Source organism: Agrobacterium sp. InxBP2 (assembly GCF_026191755.1).
In the GTDB taxonomy this organism is placed as follows: Bacteria; Pseudomonadota; Alphaproteobacteria; order Rhizobiales; family Rhizobiaceae; genus Agrobacterium; species Agrobacterium pusense.
In genome coordinates, this window is the sequence record NZ_JAINDY010000033.1 from 246,359 (window position 1) to 263,658 (window position 17,300).

A 17,300-nucleotide genomic window follows, 5' to 3' on the forward strand; every position below is an offset into this window, starting at 1 on the left:
AAAGAAGACGATGCGCTGCCCATTCTGCGGTTCCGAAGACACACAGGTCAAGGACTCGCGTCCGGCGGAGGACAACACCTCCATCCGCCGGCGGCGCATCTGCCCGGATTGCGGCGGCCGCTTTACGACCTATGAGCGCGTACAACTGCGCGAGCTGATGGTCATCAAGAAAAGCGGCCGCAAGCTTCCTTTCGACCGCGAAAAGCTGGTGCGCTCGTTCGAGATCGCGCTGCGCAAGCGACCGGTCGATCGTGACCGGATCGAACGCGCCGTGTCGGGTATCGCCCGTCGCCTCGAAAGCTCCGGCGAGACGGAAATCCCCTCGGAAGAAATCGGCCTTCAGGTTTTGGAAGCACTGAAAAGCCTCGATGACGTCGCCTTCGTTCGTTATGCTTCGGTCTATCGCGATTTTAGCCATGCCGAGGATTTCGAGAACGTGATTGCCGAAATCAACGCCAAGATCGCGCGCGATACCGACGCTGGAGCATAGACGTGATGAGCCGTGCCGATGACGAAAGGTTCATGGCGCGGGCCATCGAGGTTTCGCTTCGCCACCAGGGCCAGACGCTGACCAACCCCTCGGTCGGCTGTGTTCTCGTCAAGGACGGACAAATCATCGCCGAAGCCGTGACCGCCATCGGCGGACGCCCCCATGCCGAACGCCAGGCGCTGGAACTGGCCGGAGAGACGGCACGCGGCGCGACCGCCTACGTGACGCTCGAACCCTGTTCACACTGGGGTAAAACCCCGCCCTGCGCCAACGCGCTTGTGGAATATGGCGTTGCCCGTGTCGTGGTCGCGGTGGACGATCCGGACGAGCGCGTCTCCGGCCGTGGTTATCAGATATTGCGCGATGCTGGTATCGTGGTGGAAACCGGTCTGCTGCGTGCCGAAGCCCAACGGGCGCTCGCCGGTTACCTCACAAGACAGGTGAAAAAACGCCCGCATGTGATTCTGAAGCTTGCGGTTTCTGCTGACGGAATGATCGGCAGGCAAGGTGAGGGGCAGATTGCCATTACCGGCCCTGAGTCACGCCATGCAGTGCACCAACTTCGGGCGCGCTGCGACTGCATTCTCGTTGGTATCAGGACCGCTATCGCGGATGATCCTGAGCTGACCGTGCGCATTGCCGGTCTGGAAAACCGCTCGCCTGTGCGGATCGTGCTGGATCGGCAGTTTGAATTGCCATTGGCGTCGAAACTGGTGCGGACTGCGCGGGAAGTTCCGGTGATGGTTGCCGCTTTACCCCCCTCTGCCCTGCCGGGCATCTCCCCCTCAAGGGGGGAGATCGATGGAGCGCTGCTTCGCCCTGCATCGACGGCTGGAGAGGGTGCGTCTAGGGCGCAATTTGACCGAGCGGACAGCCCCTTGCCGATCTCCCCCGTTGAGGGGGAGATACCCGGCAGGGCAGAGGGGGGTAACCTCGACCTCCGCCGCCAACTCCTGACCAACGCCGGCGTCGAAATCCTCGAAGCCCCTACGCTCGAAAACCTCCTCCACATCCTTGCCGAAAGCGGCATGTCGGAACTTCTGGTCGAAGGCGGCGCCTTTGCCGCAAAATCATTCCTTGAAGCTGGATTGGTGGATCGTATCATGCTGTTTGAAAGCCCCGTCATGATCGGCAAGGGCGGCATTGAAACGCCGCTCAGCCGTGCCGACATCAAGGGCGACTATGCTCTGATCAGTGAAACCGCCTACGGGCCGGATCGCTGCTTCAATTATGAAAGGCCGATTTGATGTTTACCGGAATTGTCACCGATGTCGGAACCGTTTCCGAACTGGAGGCCTTGGCCGAGGGTGTCCGCCTGCGCGTGGCGACCAATTACGATCCCAAGACCATCGATATGGGCGCGTCCATCTCCCATGGCGGCGTCTGCCTGACGGTGACGAGACTGCCTGATGATGGCAGCAATGAGCGCTGGTACGAGGTCGAAGCATGGGAAGAGGCCTTGCGCCTGACGACGATCGCCAGCTGGCAGAAGGGCACGCACGTCAACCTGGAGCGGGCGCTCAAGATCGGCGATGAGCTTGGCGGTCATATCGTCTCCGGCCATGTGGACGGCAAGGCGGAAATCCTGTCGGTCGAGCCGGAAGGCGAGGCGGTGCGTATCCGCCTGCGCGCGCCGGAACATCTGGCGAAATTCGTTGCCCCCAAGGGCTCCGTGGCGCTCGACGGCACATCGCTCACCGTGAACGCCGTTGATGGCACCGATTTCGACGTTCTCCTGATCCGCCACACGCTTTCCGTCACCACCTGGGGTGAGCGCCAGCCGGGCGATTTCGTCAATTTCGAGGTCGACACCATGGCGCGTTACGCCGCGCGGCTTGCGGAATTCCCCTCGGCGTAATGTGACGATGCTTTGGAGAGGAGGACGCACCGACGCCTCCTCCGTCATTCCGGCCTCGAGCCGGAATCCAGTCAGCTCAAGTCTTTGGGCTGGAAGAACTTTTCCCGCCGCGCAGACGCGCGTCGACTGATTCCGGCTCAAGGCCGGAATGACGGAAAGGGGAGTGGCCAACACCTGAAATCGCGGCCTATAGCAATTGTTCTCAAGCACCCGCTTCCGATGAAGCTGGAAACGCTTTAGGACTTTTTGGCCGTTTGAAATCGATCGCGAGCCAAACGGGGTAGGGGAAATACATCATGCCTTCCTTCGAACTGCTGACCGCCTTTTTCATAACCACCGCCCTGTTCGCCTATATCCCCGGTCCGGCCATGCTTTACGCGGCGGCGCAGACCATGGCGCGCGGCCGGTTTGCCGGGTTGATGGCAGTGCTCGGCATCCATGTCGGCTGCTATGTCCACATCTTCGCCTCTGCGGCCGGTCTCTCGGTGTTGTTTCAGGCGGTTCCGTGGCTCTATCTCGCCGTGAAGCTCTGTGGCGCGCTTTATCTCGTCTGGCTCGGCTTCTCGATGTTGCGCAGCAAGATGGAAGGCGAGGCGGTCAATCTGACCATCGAGCCGAAATCGGCACGCCGCGCCTTCATCGACAGCATCATCGTTGATGTACTCAACCCGAAGACAGCGCTGTTCTTTCTGGCTTTCCTGCCGCAATTCGTCGATCCGGCCGCCGCCTTTCCCGTCTGGCTGCAGTTCCTGATCCTTGGCATCGCCGTCAATTTCATTTTCTCCTCCGCCGATCTCGTCGGCGTGCTTCTGGCAGACGCAATGGTCGGGCGCTTGAAGCGTTCGAGAGCGGCGCAGATGCTTGTCCGCCGTGCTGCCGGAACGGTGCTGATGGGGCTCGGCGTCCATCTCGCTTTCCAGAAAACCTGATTCACGGGGAGCCGCGCCGGGAGCGCAAAACCCGGCCAAATGCCCTGCAAACGCGGCCGATTGCGCCGCCGACACATGAAATTACTTGCCAAAAACGGCCAGCCGTGGTTTGACCGCCGCAAATGCCGGTGTGATCCGGCGTCAAGCTTTTCGGGAAAATCCCCAGGAACCCTCACATGTCCAAACCCCATCTTCTTATCGTGGAAGCACGTTTTTACGATGATATGGCCGACGCTCTTCTCGAAGGCGCGAAGTTCGCGCTCGATGAAGCTGGCGCCACCTATGACGTCATCACCGTTCCCGGCGCGCTCGAAATCCCGGCCGCCATCGCCATGGCGCTTGATGGCGCCGACAATGACGGCACCGAATATGACGGTTTTGTCGCACTCGGCATGGTCATTCGTGGTGAGACCTATCACTTCGATATCGTCGCCAACGAATCTTCCCGCGCCCTGATGGATCTGGCCGTCAGTGAATCGCTGCCGATCGGCAACGGCATCCTCACCGTCGAGAACGACGAGCAGGCCTGGGCGCGCGTGCGCCGCTCCGACAAGGACAAGGGTGGTTTCGCTGCCCGTGCGGCGCTCACGATGATCGAGTTGAAGAAAAAACTGGGTGGCTGAACGCATGTCTAATGTGGAAAATGGCGGTGAACCGCGCCAGCCTTCGGTAAAGCCCGCCAATCAGCGCGGCGCAGCCCGCCTTGCGGCCGTGCAGGCGCTTTATCAGATGGATGTCGGCGGAACCGGCGTTATGGAAGTCGTCGCTGAATATGAAGCGCATCGTCTCGGCCAGGAAGTCGATGGCGATACCTATCTCAAGGCCGACCCGTCGTGGTTCCGTTCGATCGTCTCGGGCGTCGTGCGTGACCAGACGAAGATCGACCCGCTGGTGCGCTCCGCCCTTCTCGAAGACTGGCCGCTGTCGCGACTCGATGCCACCGTCCGCGCTATCCTGCGTGCAGGAACTTTCGAGATTCTCGAGCGCAAGGACGTGCCGGTCGCCGTCATTGTCACGGAATATGTTGAAATCGCCCGCGCTTTCTTCGAGCATGACGAGCCGAAGCTGGTGAATGCGGTTCTTGACCGCATTGCCAAGCAGGTGCGCGGCGAGGCAAAACGCTGAACTAAAAGCAGATGAGGAAGAGATGAGCGCCGTTTCCGTCCCCGGACTTGAAGGTCAACTGGACGAGGCGAAGCGCAACGTCTTCCTCCTCACCCTGGCGCAGGCGATCATGGGATCGGCCGCGCCCATGAGCTTTTCCGTCGGCGCGCTCGCAGGGTACCAACTGCTTGGCGCCGACAAGTCGCTGGCGACCGCACCGCTTACCGGGTTTAATATCGGTGTGGCGCTTGGCGCGATCTGCGTGGCGGCCGCATCCCGTTTCCTTGGCCGCAAGGCTGGCTTCATGGTCGGCGCACTAATGTGCTCGATCGGCGGCGGAGTTGCTGCGGTCGCGCTCTTCCGGTCGGATTTCTGGCTTTTTGCCGTCGGCCTGCTGCTGATCGGCATTTCCGGCGGCTTTACGCAGAAGATCCGATTTGCCGCAGCCGACGCGTCGCCGTCCTTCTACAAACCCAAGGCTATCTCCTGGATACTTGCGGGCGGTATCATCTCCGCCATTGTCGGACCGCAGCTCGCCATCTTCGGCAAGGACCTGCTGGCGCCGGTCACCTTTGCCGGCGCTTTCATGGCGCTCGTGCCATTGGGGCTCGTTTCGATCGCCATTCTGGCGTTTTTGAAGTTGCCCGATCCCAAGGCCGCCGCCCATGTCGAATCGGCAAGGCCGCTTTCTGAAATCGTCCGCACGCAGCGTTTCGTCACCGGCATGATCTGCGGCATCGGCTCTTATGCGCTGATGACCTTCATGATGACCGGCGCACCGCTCGCCATGGTGGTCGGCTGCGGTTTCCCGACCGAACTCGCCACGCTCGGCATCCAGTGGCACGTCCTTGCCATGTTCGGCCCGAGTTTCTTCACCGGGATGCTGATTTCCCGGTTCGGCGCGGAAAAGATTGTCGCTTCCGGCCTCATCGTGCTGATGGCCTGTGCCATCGTCGCCCACATGGGCATCGAATTGTGGAATTTCTGGACGGCGCTGATTCTGCTCGGGCTTGGCTGGAATTTCGGTTTCATCGGTGCGACCGCCATCATCACGTCAAGTTACCGCCCGCATGAAGCGGACAAGGTGCAGGGATTTCACGATATCGTGCTGTTCGGCACGGTTGCCCTGTCATCCTTCTCCTCCGGCAAGGTCTTCACGGCATGGGGCTGGTCGGTCATGAACCTCGTCATCTGGCCCGTTTCAGGGCTTTGCCTCCTGCTGGTGCTGTCGCTCATCTTCACGGCACGCAGAAAAGCGGCCTCAGTCGCATAGCCGGCGCTACGCCTTTCAAGTTTCAGGCAAATTTGTGGGCTTGACGCGAGACGTCGCGCCAACGCAATCTCCCGTCGAGGACATTTTTCCTTGGGAGGGGAACAAATGCCCAATAGGGGACTTCGGACAGGCCGTCCGCGTCCCGCTGCACATGGTTTCGCCACGCCGGGGTGGGAGTGAGGCCCGGCCTTTTGGGAGGTAAGTGCGCATGACCGTAATACCCATCGTCATTTTATGCGGTGTCCTGTCCGTGGTTTACGCGGTATGGGCAACCAAGAGCGTCCTCGATGCCGATCAGGGCAACGAGCGCATGCGTGAAATAGCAGGTTATATCCGTGAAGGTGCGCAAGCTTATCTCACCCGCCAATATCTCACCATCGCCATCGTCGGCCTGATCGTCGCCGTTCTGGCCTGGTATCTCCTGTCATCCATGGCCGCGATCGGTTTCATCATCGGCGCTGTCCTTTCAGGTGTTGCCGGTTTCGTCGGCATGCATGTGTCCGTCAGGGCCAATCTGCGTACGGCGCAGGCCGCGTCGCACAGCCTGTCCGCCGGACTCGACATCGCGTTCAAATCAGGCGCCATTACCGGCATGCTGGTGGCGGGCCTCGCGCTGCTCGGCGTATCCATCTATTATTTCATCCTCACCTCGGTGATGGGCCATGCGCCCGGCTCGCGGGAAGTGATCGATGCGCTGGTGTCCCTCGGATTCGGCGCGTCGCTGATCTCCATCTTCGCGCGTCTCGGCGGCGGCATCTTCACAAAGGGCGCCGATGTCGGCGGCGATCTCGTCGGCAAGGTCGAGGCGGGCATTCCTGAGGATGACCCGCGCAACCCCGCAACCATCGCCGACAATGTCGGCGACAACGTCGGTGACTGCGCCGGCATGGCGGCCGATCTTTTCGAGACCTATGCCGTTTCGGTGGTGGCGACCATGGTCCTCGCCGCGATCTTCTTTGCGGGAACGCCGATACTCGAAAGCGCAATGGTCTATCCGCTGGCGATCTGCGGCGCCTGCATCCTGACCTCGATTGCCGGCACCTTCTTCGTGAAGCTCGGCACCAACAATTCCATCATGGGCGCGCTCTACAAGGGCCTGATCGCCACCGGTATCTTTTCCGTCGCGGGTCTTGCCGTCGCCACTTATGCGACGATCGGCTGGGGGACGGTGGGCACGGTGGCCGGCACGGAAATCACCGGCACCAATCTTTTCCTGTGCGGCCTTGTCGGTCTCGTCGTGACGGCGCTGATCGTTGTCATTACCGAATATTATACCGGCACCAACAAGCGCCCGGTCAATTCCATCGCCCAGGCCTCGGTGACGGGCCACGGCACCAACGTCATCCAGGGGCTTGCCGTTTCGCTCGAATCGACCGCGTTGCCGGCCATCGTCATCGTCGGAGGCATCATCGGCACCTACCAGCTCGGTGGCCTGTTCGGCACCGGTATTGCCGTTACCGCCATGCTTGGTCTCGCCGGCATGATCGTCGCGCTCGACGCTTTCGGCCCGGTCACGGACAATGCCGGCGGCATTGCTGAAATGGCTGGTCTTGATCCAGACGTTCGCAAGGCGACAGACGCGCTGGACGCCGTCGGCAATACCACGAAAGCCGTGACCAAGGGTTATGCCATCGGCTCAGCCGGTCTCGGCGCGCTGGTTCTGTTTGCCGCCTATGCCAACGACCTTTCCTATTTCGCAGCCAACGGCGACACCTATCCCTACTTCAAGGATATAGGCGAGATTTCCTTCAGCCTCGCCAACCCTTACGTGGTTGCCGGCCTGCTGTTCGGCGGCCTCATTCCTTATCTCTTTGGCGGCATTGCCATGACGGCGGTGGGCAAGGCGGCAGGCGCCATCGTTGAGGAAGTCCGTCGCCAGTTCCGCGAAAAACCCGGCATCATGGCCGGCACGGAAAAGCCTGACTACGGCAAGGCCGTGGACCTGCTCACCAGGGCGGCGATCAGGGAAATGGTCATCCCGTCGCTTCTGCCGGTTCTGGCGCCTCTCGTGGTCTATTTCGGTGTGCTGCTGATTTCCGGTTCCAAGGCCTCGGCCTTTGCCGCACTCGGCGCATCACTGCTCGGTGTCATCATCAACGGCCTCTTCGTGGCGATTTCCATGACGTCTGGTGGTGGTGCGTGGGATAACGCCAAGAAGAGCTTCGAAGACGGTTTCGTCGACAAGGATGGCGTACGCCACGTCAAGGGTTCGGAGGCGCACAAGGCATCGGTGACGGGTGATACCGTAGGCGATCCCTATAAGGATACCGCGGGTCCGGCGGTCAACCCGGCCATCAAGATTACCAATATCGTGGCGCTGCTGCTGCTGGCGGTTCTCGCCCACTGAAGGCTACCGTTTCGACAAATTGAAAAGGCCCGGGGAGCGATCCCCGGGCCTTTGAATTTTCCGTTCCTGCTGAGGTCAGGGCGTATTTCCACCCTGGCCGAGAATGCTCTTGGCGATATTGGCGCCCGAGGTGCCGCCGGAAAGCAGCTGCTGCAGGAAGGTGAGGTCCTTGCCGCCTGTCGGCGTGGTGCGCGAAATCGTGTCGAAGACCTTGCCGTCCTGCAGCGTGTAGTTGGCCTTGCGCTCGATGACGCCGTCCTTGTTGAAATAAATGGCGAGAATGTTCTGTTCGACCAGCGACGGCTTCATGAAGGCCGCACGGCGCACACGCTTCTGCGAGATGTAATAGAACACTTCATTGCCGAAGGTCGCGGTCGTGGAGGGCGTGCCCATGGTCAGGAGAACCTGCTCACGGCTCGAGCCTTCCGGGATCAGCTGGAGCGACTGCTCGTCCATGACATAGCCGTTATGGAATACATCTGTCGTGCTGGTGCAGGCGGAAAGCAGGCTGGATGCGAGCACGATTGCGATGGCGGTCTTGCTCAGAATTTTGCCGTGACTTGCGGATTTCTGCTTGCTCAACTGCTTTTCCCCGACTGCGATCATGAATGGCACCTTCCGGCATTGCGTGGTGCACAGTGTCTGTGCACATGATTGTGTCAATCCGGGGACGGAAAATCCCGATCACCCCCCAAATTCAATGCTTTCCCGGCCTTTTGGAACTCCTCCGGTTCTCTTCGACTGTTTCAGCGCAAAGACGAACGTGACCGCGACAGCATTGCAATTCGTGGATGCTTCGGTAAACCAGCTTTGACGATCATGCAACAAGTGCGATGGGCGGTAAGCGCATTCACCCGTCCCGTTCGGAAAAAAAACGATGATATTCGGGCTGTTCAAGAAGAAAAACAACAATCGCGCCATAGTTGACAGGCAATATGCGACCTTGACGGCAGCAGCCCGCACACCCGAATTTTATCTCAACCTCGGGGTCCCCGACACTGTAATGGGCCGTTTCGAGATGCTGTCGGTCATGATGATTCTCTATTTCCGCCGTACCAAATCCTCCGGTGTCAGCGGGCAGGAGATTGCCCAGGAGATTGTCGACGCCTTCTTTCAGGACCTTGATCACTCCATCCGTGAGCTTGGCATTGGCGATCAGGGCGTGCCAAAACGTATGAAGAAATTCGCCGGCATGTTTTATGGCCGTCTCGAATCCTACGCGGCGGCGCTGGATACGTCCGACCTTGCGGCCCTTGCCGCGGCACTCCGGCGCAATATATATCCGCAGGCAGACGAGAACGCGCCGGCGCTGGATGGGCTGGCGGGCTGGATGATGGAGACTTCTTCCGTCCTTGCCGCCTGTTCCGAAGAAACAATCGCAACCGGAAGCCTGACGCTGCCCTTGCCTGGACGATGAGGTTCACATGAACGCGCGACACGCCGCAAATGACGACCTGCCTTTCTCCTATCCCGTGAAGGTAGGCCATATTTCCGCCAATCCCGTCAGGATTGGTCTCGAAGCCGATGCCGAGGAGCTCAAGGCGCTGGCGAAATTCTGGGACGTGGTTTCCGTCGAATATCTGAAGGCAGAGCTGCAGGTATCCCGCTGGAAGAAGGATGGCGTGAAGATAAAAGGCGAGGTGCATGCGGCCGTGACCCAGTCCTGCGTCGTGACGCTGGAGCCGGTGTCGAGCAAGATCGACGAGACTGTCGAGCAGATTTTCGTGCCGGAAGGTTCGAAACTGGCGCGGATGGTCACGAACGAAGAAGGCGAAATCGTGCTCGATCCCGATGGTCCCGACATTCCCGATCAGTTCACCGGCGACAGCATCGATGTCGGCGCTGTCGTTGCCGAATTTGCCGCCCTTGCCATCGATCCCTATCCGCGCAAACCGGATGCGGCGTTCCCCGAAACGGCCGAAAAAGAACCTGAAGAAGAGAAGCGGCCATCGCCCTTTGCCGTGCTGAAAGATTGGAAAAAAGACTGAATGGCCCAGCCGGGCTGAAATAATTTTATTGTAACGAAGGCCGGAAAAGGTATTTTCGCGCAAAATCCGCTTGATTGGCGGCAAGTAAGGATAAGGGACGAGTGATCAGAATTGCAATTGACGTCATGGGCGGCGATTTCGGCCCAGATGTTGCCATCCCGGGTGCCGCCAAGGCGCTCGAACGGCACAACGATGTAACTTTTCTGCTCTACGGGCAGAAGAGCAAATGCGACCCCATTCTGGCACAATATCCCGCACTTCGGGAAAAGTCGGTCTTTCACGATTGTGAAGTCTCTGTCAGCATGGACGAGAAGCCCAGCCAGGCGCTGCGCCGCGGCCGCTACGTCTCCAGCATGTGGCGCGCCATCGAGGCCGTGAAACTCGGCGAGGCTGACGTCGCCGTTTCCGCCGGCAATACCGGTGCGCTGATGGCCATGGCGAAATTCTGCCTGCGCACCATGGCGCGGGTGGAGCGCCCGGCAATCGCCGGTATCTGGCCGACACTGAAGGGCGAAAGCATCGTGCTCGACATAGGCGCGACGATCGGCGCCGACTCACAGCAGCTTCTGGATTTCGCCCTCATGGGCGGCGCCATGGCGCGCGCGCTCTTCGATATCGACCGTCCGACGGTCGGCCTGCTCAATGTTGGCGTCGAGGAGGTGAAGGGTCAGGAAGAGGTTCGCGAGGCCGGACGGCTGATCCGCGAGGCAGATCTCGGCACCATCGATTATCGCGGTTTCGTCGAAGGTGACGATATCGGCAAGGGCACGGTTGATGTCGTGGTGACCGAAGGTTTCACCGGCAATATCGCGCTGAAGGCGGCCGAAGGCACCGCCCGCCAGATCAGCACGTTGCTGCGTGAGGCGATCTCCCGCAGCTTCTTCGCCAAGATCGGTTATGTTCTCGCAAAGAGCGCCTTCGACGTGCTGCGTGAAAAGATGGATCCGCGCAAGGTCAATGGCGGCGTGTTTCTCGGCCTGAACGGCATTGTCATCAAGAGCCATGGCGGTACGGATGCCATCGGTTTTGCTTCCGCCGTCGATGTCGGCTACGACATGGTTCATAACGGCCTGACGGCCAAAATAGAAAACGATCTCAAGATTTACCACGCAAGACGGCTTCCGCCCCCGGCGCCCGAAGCACTCGTGGCTGACGAGGAATAACGGAATGATCCGCTCTATAGTTCGTGGTTTCGGGGCAGCGCTGCCGAAGCGTGTGATGACCAACAGCGAAATCGAAGGCGTCGTGGAGACGTCAGACGAATGGATCGTGCAGCGAACCGGCATCAAGCAGCGCTACATCGCCGGCGAAGGTGAAACCACCGCGTCTCTCGGCGAAGCGGCGGCGCGTGCGGCTCTCGACAATGCCGGTCTGACGCCCGACGATATCGATCTCATCATCCTCGCCACCTCGACGCCGGATAACACCTTCCCCGCGACGGCAGTGAACATCCAGAACCGCCTCGGCATGACCCACGGCTTCGCCTTCGACATGCAGGCTGTCTGCTCGGGCTTTGTCTATGCCGTCTCTACCGCCGACCTCTATATTCGAGGCGGCATGGCCAAGCGCGTTCTTGTAATCGGCTCCGAGACCTTTTCGCGCATTCTTGACTGGAAGGACCGCACCACCTGCGTTCTCTTCGGCGATGGCGCCGGCGCGCTTGTTCTGGAAGCTGGGGAAGGCGAGGGTACCTCTGCCGATCGCGGTATCCTGACGGCGCAGCTGCGTTCCGACGGTTCGCACAAGGAAAAGCTCTATGTCGATGGCGGGCCCTCAACGACGGGCACGGTCGGTCATCTGCGCATGGAAGGCCGTGAAGTGTTCAAACACGCCGTCGGCATGATCACCGACGTGATTGAACAGGCATTCGAAGCCACGGGCACCACGGCAGACGATCTGGACTGGCTCGTTCCGCATCAGGCAAACAAGCGCATCATCGACGGATCGGCGAAAAAGCTCAACATCGACCCGGAAAAGGTCGTCATTACCGTCGATCAGCATGGCAATACCTCCGCGGCCTCCATTCCGCTGGCGCTTGCCGTTGCCGCAGGTGATGGCCGCATCAAGAAGGGCGATCTTGTCATGCTGGAGGCCATGGGCGGCGGTTTCACCTGGGGTGCGGTGTTGCTGCGCTGGTAAAGGCGCGATTTCAGCGTTTGCCGGGGCGGTGAAGCGAAATCCGCTGTGATTTTCGCGCTCACGCCCCGATAAGACGCGCCTTGACGGCTCGGCCTGTGTCAAAACCGTATCAGTTGCTCTAAGCCCTTGCAGCGATTGCCGAAAGCCGCAAATGAATCTGGAACAGTCCCTTGACCGGCCGCCACAAGGGAAATAATCTTGGCGTCTCCTAGAGAAGAATTCAGACACGGTTTGTGGGGAAAAATGGCCGGGAAGACAGTGACACGCGCAGATCTTGCAGAATCTGTGTTTCGTAAAGTCGGGCTGTCCCGCACCGAATCCGCCGAGCTGGTCGAAACGATTATCGACGAAATATGCAATGCGATCACCCGCGGCGAAGTCGTCAAGCTCTCCTCTTTCGCGACGTTTCAGATCAGGGAAAAGAACGAGCGCATTGGCCGCAACCCGAAGACGGGGGAGGAAGTTCCGATTTCCCCACGTCGCGTCATGACCTTCAAGGCTTCGAATGTGTTGAAGCAGCGCATTCTGAAAGCGCATACCGCTCGTAAAGCCAAGCAGAAGGGCCAGAAGTCCGGTACGTAAGCCTGCGCGCGAAGCGGCGCCATGGCGCGGTTTTGCGCCTCCGTAAGCCCTTTTTCCCATTCTTCCTGTGAACATGCTTGAATTTCAACGCGCAAGCCGTTGAAATCCGGTCGACTCACATCATAATCAATTTTAGTGATTTGTATCCTGCCGCAACCGGTGTCGGCGCGAAGGTCGGACCTGACCTTGCGTGATATGCGGGCCGGCGGGTGAAAAGCGTTCTCGTTCAGTGTCCGGCCGGATGCATGGCGCTCCGGTTCGGATGGGAGTGGAAATTTGGATAAAAGCCCCGACGCGTTTCGGACGATCAGTGAAGTGGCGGATGAGCTGAACCTGCCGCAGCATGTGCTGCGTTTCTGGGAAACGCGCTTTCCGCAGATCAAGCCGATGAAACGGGGCGGGGGCCGCCGTTATTACCGCCCTGATGACATCGACCTGCTGAAAGGCATACGTCATCTTCTTTATGACCATGGCTACACTATCAAGGGCGTGCAGAAGCTGCTGAAAGCCAATGGCAACCGCTTCGTGGCTGCCATTGCCTCCGGTGATCTCGCGACCATGGAAGCCATCATGGCGGCGAGCGGCGAAAAGGAAGTCAACGAGCCGCGGGTTATCGATACCGATGGCGATGAGGTCGTCGGCCGTCCGAAGGCGAAGCCAAGCGGCCGGTTTTTCGGTTTTGGCGGTGGCGGCAGCGACGCTGAAATATCGGTGGGCAAGTCCGGCATTGGCAAGGATGACCAGGCGCTTTTGCAGGAGGCCCTGTTTGATCTGCTCGAATGCAAGCGCCTGCTGGATCAGGTTCGCTAAACCTTTTCCACAGCTGTTTCGGGACGCCAACCTTTCAGAAACCCCTTTGGCCGATAATGCGGCTCCGTAAAAAGGAGTCCGACCGTGAGCAACCGAAAATCGACAGCGCGACGCCGCACGGTGAAGAAATCGAGTGGCGGTAGCGTTTGGCCCTGGGTGCTGATGCTGGGTGTGGTTGCCGGCGGCATTCAGGCCTACGAACATCGCGATAGTCTTTTGCCGCAGCGGGCTGTTGCTAAGGCGACGTCTTCGGCAGCCAACGCTCCTAAAGTCACGACGGCGGCCAAGCGCGAGGCGGTTACCTCCGAGAAAGTCGCGGCCATGCGCCCTGCTGCCCCCGTCCTGCCCGGCAACGCACCGGTTCCGCCACGCCCCATCGCCATGCCGCCTACGGCCTCTCAGAACAAGGTCGCAGCTATCCTGCCGGAAACCCGCCCGTCAGTCGAGAAGGTCTCACTCGGCGAAAAAAGCGGAACTTTTGCCTTTTGCGGCCGCTCCGGCCTCAACAATTGTGTGGCCGATGGCAACACCTTCTGGATGAAGGGCGTCAAAATGCAGCTCGCCGGCATCGAGGTTCCGCAGATCGACCGGGCGCGCTGCATGGAAGAACGCCAGCGCGGTTTCATTGCGAAAGTCAGGCTTCGCGAAATGCTGAACGCCGGCGCCTTCGATGTCGCATCTACCGGTGCTGCGGGCGGGCAAGCTACAGAACGGACACGCCTTTCGCGTTCAGGTGTCTCCTTCGCCGATCAGCTTGTGCGCGAAGGTCTGGCCCATCCGCTCTCGGGAAAAAATCAGTCCTGGTGTGGCTGAGGCCCCGTTGACCGAAACGGCCCGGACTGTGTAGATGAGGCGCAGTCGTGTTTAAGATCGGCCTTTGCGCCGGCCACCTGAACGATGACAGCATATTTGCAGCGACTTGACCCCGAGCGGTTGATGGCGCCGCAATGCGGACGTGGCGAAATCGGTAGACGCAGCAGACTTAAAATCTGCCGACCATTGGTCTTGCGGGTTCAAGTCCCGCCGTCCGCACCATACCCCCGATTAAATTTTCTTTTTTGCTTCCCTGCGGCTTCCCTGCGTATGAAGGGATTTTATGCCGAATTTTCCAGGTTTTCAGCACGGGCGGCGCTGAGATCCGCAGGATTGCCTTAAAAGTGTGCTTGATCACGCAGGCGGCATTTTTCCGTTGAAATCACCCGAAAGAACCTATTGACCTTGCCACGATGGGAAGCCCTATCTTTTTTTTAAATGAGAAAAGAGGGGTCATACGCATGTCACAAATGGAGATCCGGGCGAGCCATCAGATTGCGATCGATGGCATGACATGCGCCTCCTGCGTCGGCCGCGTTGAAAAGGCGATCGCCAGGGTGCCCGGGGTTCTCAAGGCTTCGGTCAATCTTGCGACGGAACGCGCTGACATCTCTTTTTCCGGATCACCTGACGTGCCGGCCGTGATCGCGGCGGTGCGGAATGCCGGCTATGGCGTCGAAGAAAAAACCATAGAGCTTGATATTGAGGGTATGACATGCGCCTCCTGTGTGGGCCGTGTTGAAAAGGCCCTGAAGGCTGTTTCCGGTGTTTCGGAAGCGAGCGTCAACCTGGCGACCGAGCGCGCCACCATCCGCGTCGCCGGCAATGCCGCCTCTACCGCCACCTTGGGGGAGGCGATCAGACGGGCGGGTTACACGGCGAAGGAAATCGTCGCCGACAGGGCCGGCGAAGTGGAACAGGACCGACGCGCCGTGGAGTTGCGCAGCCTGAAAATCAACCTGGCCGTGGCCACTGCTTTGACCCTGCCAGTCTTCGTTCTGGAAATGGGCTCGCATCTTGTCCCCGCGATCCACGACATCGTGATGGAAACGGTCGGCATGCGGGAAAGCTGGTATCTGCAATTCGTTCTGACGACGCTGGTACTCTTTGGACCGGGTCTGCGTTTCTTCAAAAAAGGCATACCCGCACTTCTGCGGCTTGCGCCGGATATGAATTCGCTTGTCGTGTTGGGCACCGCCGCCGCCTGGGGATTTTCGGTTGTGGCAACCTTCCTGCCCGAAATATTGCCGCGCGGCACGGCGAATGTCTATTACGAGGCCGCTGCTGTCATCGTCACGCTCATCCTCCTTGGCCGGTTCCTTGAAGCGCGCGCCAAAGGCCGCACCAGCGAGGCGATAAAACGATTGCTCGGGTTGCAGGCCAAGTCGGCGCGGGTGTTGCGCGACGGCGAAACCGTGGATGTGCCGTTGCAGGATGTGCACGCCGGTGATGTGATCATTGTCCGTCCTGGCGAGAAAGTGCCGGTCGATGGCGTGATCCTCAGTGGCTCGTCCTATGTCGATGAATCGATGATAACCGGCGAACCCGTGCCGGTTACGAAAACGGCGGGTTCCGAGGTCGTGGGCGGTACGGTGAACCGCAACGGCTCTTTCACCTTCCGCGCCACCAAGGTGGGCGCCGATACGCTGATCGCCCAGATCATCCGCATGGTCGAGGAAGCACAGGCCGACAAGCTGCCCATTCAGGCGCTGGTCGACAAGGTCACCAACTGGTTCGTGCCGGCGGTGATGCTGGCCGCAGCCGCCACTTTCCTCGTGTGGTTCTTCTTCGGGCCGGATCCGGCTCTGACCTTCGCGCTCGTCAATGCGGTTGCGGTTCTCATCATCGCCTGTCCCTGTGCCATGGGCCTTGCCACGCCTACCTCGATCATGGTCGGCACTGGCCGCGCCGCCGAGATGGGCGTGCTGTTCCGGCGCGGCGATGCGCTCCAGACGCTCCGTGATGCCGAGGTGATCGCCGTCGACAAGACCGGCACGTTGACGCTCGGCAGGCCGAAACTGGTGCATTTTACAACGACCGAGGGCTTCGGTGCCGATGAGGTGCTGCGCCTTGTGGCATCCCTCGAAAGCCGATCCGAACACCCGATTGCGGAGGCGATCGTCGAAGCCGCGAAACATGGCGGCCTGGCGCTTGCCGATGCGGAAGGTTTCGAGGCAACGCCGGGTTTTGGCGTGGCGGCGGTGGTTGAAGGGCGCAGGGTTGAAGCGGGCGCGGACCGGTTCATGGCGAAGCTCGGTTACGATACTGCGATGTTTGCGCATGAAGCAGACCGGCTGGGCAGGGAAGGGCAGTCGCCGCTTTATGCTGCAGTCGACGGCAGGCTGGCCGCGATTATCGCAGTGGCCGATCCGGTGAAGCAGACGACCCCGGAGGCGATCGCGGCGCTGCATGCGCTCGGCCTCAAGGTCACGATGATCACGGGTGACAATCGCCGCACCGCAGAGGCCATCGCCCGTCGCCTCGGCATTGACGAGGTGGTGGCGGAAGTGCTGCCGGACGGCAAGGTGGAAGCCGTCAAAAGGCTTGCCACCGGTGGGCGCCGGGTCGCCTTCGTAGGCGATGGCATCAACGATGCACCGGCGCTTGCGGCAGCCGATGTCGGCCTCGCCATCGGAACGGGCACGGATGTCGCGATTGAGAGCGCCGATGTGGTGCTGATGTCGGGCGATCTGCGCGGTGTGGCCAATGCCATCGCCCTGTCCAAGGCCACGATCCGCAATATCGGCCAGAACCTGTTCTGGGCCTTCGCTTACAACGCCGCGCTCGTTCCCGTGGCGGCCGGAATATTGTATCCTGTCAACGGCGTGTTGCTGTCACCCGTCCTTGCTGCCGGCGCAATGGCACTTTCCAGCGTCTTCGTCCTGACGAACGCGCTGCGCCTGAAAAGCTTCCGTGCGCCGCTCACGGACAGACCCGCGGGCTTGCAGCTCGCAGCAGCGGAATAGG

At 60.2% G+C, this 17,300-nt stretch carries 17 protein-coding genes and 1 tRNA gene; 17 read left to right on the forward strand and 1 reads right to left on the reverse strand.

Annotation, left to right across the window (positions count from 1 at the left end; genetic code table 11):
• Positions 1–10 precede the first annotated feature (10 nt).
• The 8 genes from nrdR (at position 11) to K7A42_RS19115 (ending at position 8,001) form a co-directional block, all read left to right on the forward strand.
• Positions 11–490, forward strand: coding sequence for a transcriptional regulator NrdR (gene nrdR / locus K7A42_RS19080; protein WP_003512508.1), 480 nt, complete (start codon positions 11–13; stop codon positions 488–490).
• 2 nt (positions 491–492) lie between these two features.
• Positions 493–1,737 (forward strand): bifunctional diaminohydroxyphosphoribosylaminopyrimidine deaminase/5-amino-6-(5-phosphoribosylamino)uracil reductase RibD, encoded by a 1,245-nt coding sequence (gene ribD / locus K7A42_RS19085; RefSeq protein ID WP_282455711.1) that lies wholly within the window; start codon positions 493–495, stop codon positions 1,735–1,737.
• Entirely contained in the window at positions 1,737–2,348 is a 612-nt protein-coding gene (locus tag K7A42_RS19090) for a riboflavin synthase (RefSeq protein ID WP_022555984.1), read from the forward strand. The genes ribD and K7A42_RS19090 overlap by 1 nt, the downstream gene beginning before the upstream one ends.
• Before the next feature lie 296 nt (positions 2,349–2,644).
• Complete coding sequence (locus K7A42_RS19095; protein WP_113382576.1) at positions 2,645–3,277, forward strand: LysE family translocator; 633 nt, start codon at positions 2,645–2,647, stop codon at positions 3,275–3,277.
• Positions 3,278–3,453: 176 nt separating this feature from the next.
• The gene (gene ribH, locus K7A42_RS19100) at positions 3,454–3,900 is read left to right on the forward strand and encodes a 6,7-dimethyl-8-ribityllumazine synthase (protein ID WP_004441178.1); all 447 of its coding nucleotides are present in this window, start codon (positions 3,454–3,456) and stop codon (positions 3,898–3,900) included.
• A 4-nt stretch (positions 3,901–3,904) separates the two neighbouring features.
• The gene (nusB, locus tag K7A42_RS19105; protein WP_004441180.1) at positions 3,905–4,402 is read left to right on the forward strand and encodes a transcription antitermination factor NusB; all 498 of its coding nucleotides are present in this window, start codon (positions 3,905–3,907) and stop codon (positions 4,400–4,402) included.
• Between the two features lie 22 nt (positions 4,403–4,424).
• Positions 4,425–5,654 carry an MFS transporter gene (locus tag K7A42_RS19110; protein WP_282455712.1) on the forward strand — a complete coding sequence of 410 codons (1,230 nt, stop codon included), beginning with the start codon at positions 4,425–4,427 and terminating at the stop codon, positions 5,652–5,654.
• 208 nt (positions 5,655–5,862) lie between these two features.
• Complete coding sequence (locus tag K7A42_RS19115) at positions 5,863–8,001, forward strand: sodium-translocating pyrophosphatase (RefSeq protein WP_112555048.1); 2,139 nt, start codon at positions 5,863–5,865, stop codon at positions 7,999–8,001.
• Positions 8,002–8,076: 75 nt separating this feature from the next.
• Here the strand turns inward: K7A42_RS19115 and K7A42_RS19120 are convergent, their stop codons facing one another.
• Positions 8,077–8,607, reverse strand: coding sequence for an outer membrane protein assembly factor BamE (locus K7A42_RS19120; RefSeq protein WP_004441184.1), 531 nt, complete (start codon positions 8,605–8,607; stop codon positions 8,077–8,079).
• Positions 8,608–8,878: 271 nt separating this feature from the next.
• Here K7A42_RS19120 and K7A42_RS19125 point away from each other — a divergent pair, with 271 nt between their 5' ends.
• From K7A42_RS19125 to K7A42_RS19165, 9 genes are all read left to right on the forward strand, one after another.
• Positions 8,879–9,418: a ubiquinol-cytochrome C chaperone family protein gene (locus tag K7A42_RS19125; protein ID WP_282455713.1), complete on the forward strand. Its 540-nt coding sequence runs from the start codon at positions 8,879–8,881 to the stop codon at positions 9,416–9,418.
• A 7-nt stretch (positions 9,419–9,425) separates the two neighbouring features.
• Positions 9,426–9,989: a YceD family protein gene (locus K7A42_RS19130; protein ID WP_107339782.1), complete on the forward strand. Its 564-nt coding sequence runs from the start codon at positions 9,426–9,428 to the stop codon at positions 9,987–9,989.
• Between the two features lie 101 nt (positions 9,990–10,090).
• Positions 10,091–11,152, forward strand: a complete 1,062-nt coding sequence (gene plsX / locus K7A42_RS19135) for a phosphate acyltransferase PlsX (protein ID WP_004441191.1) — start codon at positions 10,091–10,093, stop codon at positions 11,150–11,152.
• A gap of 4 nt (positions 11,153–11,156) precedes the next feature.
• Entirely contained in the window at positions 11,157–12,128 is a 972-nt protein-coding gene (locus tag K7A42_RS19140; RefSeq protein WP_006697941.1) for a beta-ketoacyl-ACP synthase III, read from the forward strand.
• 243 nt (positions 12,129–12,371) lie between these two features.
• Entirely contained in the window at positions 12,372–12,710 is a 339-nt protein-coding gene (locus K7A42_RS19145) for an integration host factor subunit alpha (RefSeq protein WP_006697942.1), read from the forward strand.
• A gap of 276 nt (positions 12,711–12,986) precedes the next feature.
• Positions 12,987–13,520 (forward strand): MerR family transcriptional regulator, encoded by a 534-nt coding sequence (locus K7A42_RS19150; protein ID WP_004441196.1) that lies wholly within the window; start codon positions 12,987–12,989, stop codon positions 13,518–13,520.
• An 84-nt stretch (positions 13,521–13,604) separates the two neighbouring features.
• Complete coding sequence (locus K7A42_RS19155; protein ID WP_282455714.1) at positions 13,605–14,333, forward strand: nuclease; 729 nt, start codon at positions 13,605–13,607, stop codon at positions 14,331–14,333.
• A gap of 136 nt (positions 14,334–14,469) precedes the next feature.
• Positions 14,470–14,555: transfer RNA gene (locus K7A42_RS19160), tRNA-Leu, on the forward strand.
• A 239-nt stretch (positions 14,556–14,794) separates the two neighbouring features.
• Positions 14,795–17,299 (forward strand): heavy metal translocating P-type ATPase, encoded by a 2,505-nt coding sequence (locus K7A42_RS19165; RefSeq protein WP_282455715.1) that lies wholly within the window; start codon positions 14,795–14,797, stop codon positions 17,297–17,299.
• Position 17,300 lies beyond the last annotated feature (1 nt).

Bases quoted from the DNA above. Each gene is read 5' to 3' on its own strand.
- nrdR (WP_003512508.1), top strand. From the start codon at position 11: ATGCGCTGCCCATTCTGCGGTTCCGAAGACACACAGGTCAAGGACTCG.
- K7A42_RS19090 (WP_022555984.1), top strand. From the start codon at position 1,737: ATGTTTACCGGAATTGTCACCGATGTCGGAACCGTTTCCGAACTGGAG.
- K7A42_RS19095 (WP_113382576.1), top strand. From the start codon at position 2,645: ATGCCTTCCTTCGAACTGCTGACCGCCTTTTTCATAACCACCGCCCTG.
- ribH (WP_004441178.1), top strand. From the start codon at position 3,454: ATGTCCAAACCCCATCTTCTTATCGTGGAAGCACGTTTTTACGATGAT.
- nusB (WP_004441180.1), top strand. From the start codon at position 3,905: ATGTCTAATGTGGAAAATGGCGGTGAACCGCGCCAGCCTTCGGTAAAG.
- K7A42_RS19110 (WP_282455712.1), top strand. From the start codon at position 4,425: ATGAGCGCCGTTTCCGTCCCCGGACTTGAAGGTCAACTGGACGAGGCG.
- K7A42_RS19115 (WP_112555048.1), top strand. From the start codon at position 5,863: ATGACCGTAATACCCATCGTCATTTTATGCGGTGTCCTGTCCGTGGTT.
- K7A42_RS19120 (WP_004441184.1), bottom strand. From the start codon at position 8,607: ATGATCGCAGTCGGGGAAAAGCAGTTGAGCAAGCAGAAATCCGCAAGT.
- K7A42_RS19125 (WP_282455713.1), top strand. From the start codon at position 8,879: ATGATATTCGGGCTGTTCAAGAAGAAAAACAACAATCGCGCCATAGTT.
- K7A42_RS19130 (WP_107339782.1), top strand. From the start codon at position 9,426: ATGAACGCGCGACACGCCGCAAATGACGACCTGCCTTTCTCCTATCCC.
- K7A42_RS19140 (WP_006697941.1), top strand. From the start codon at position 11,157: ATGATCCGCTCTATAGTTCGTGGTTTCGGGGCAGCGCTGCCGAAGCGT.
- K7A42_RS19145 (WP_006697942.1), top strand. From the start codon at position 12,372: ATGGCCGGGAAGACAGTGACACGCGCAGATCTTGCAGAATCTGTGTTT.
- K7A42_RS19165 (WP_282455715.1), top strand. From the start codon at position 14,795: ATGTCACAAATGGAGATCCGGGCGAGCCATCAGATTGCGATCGATGGC.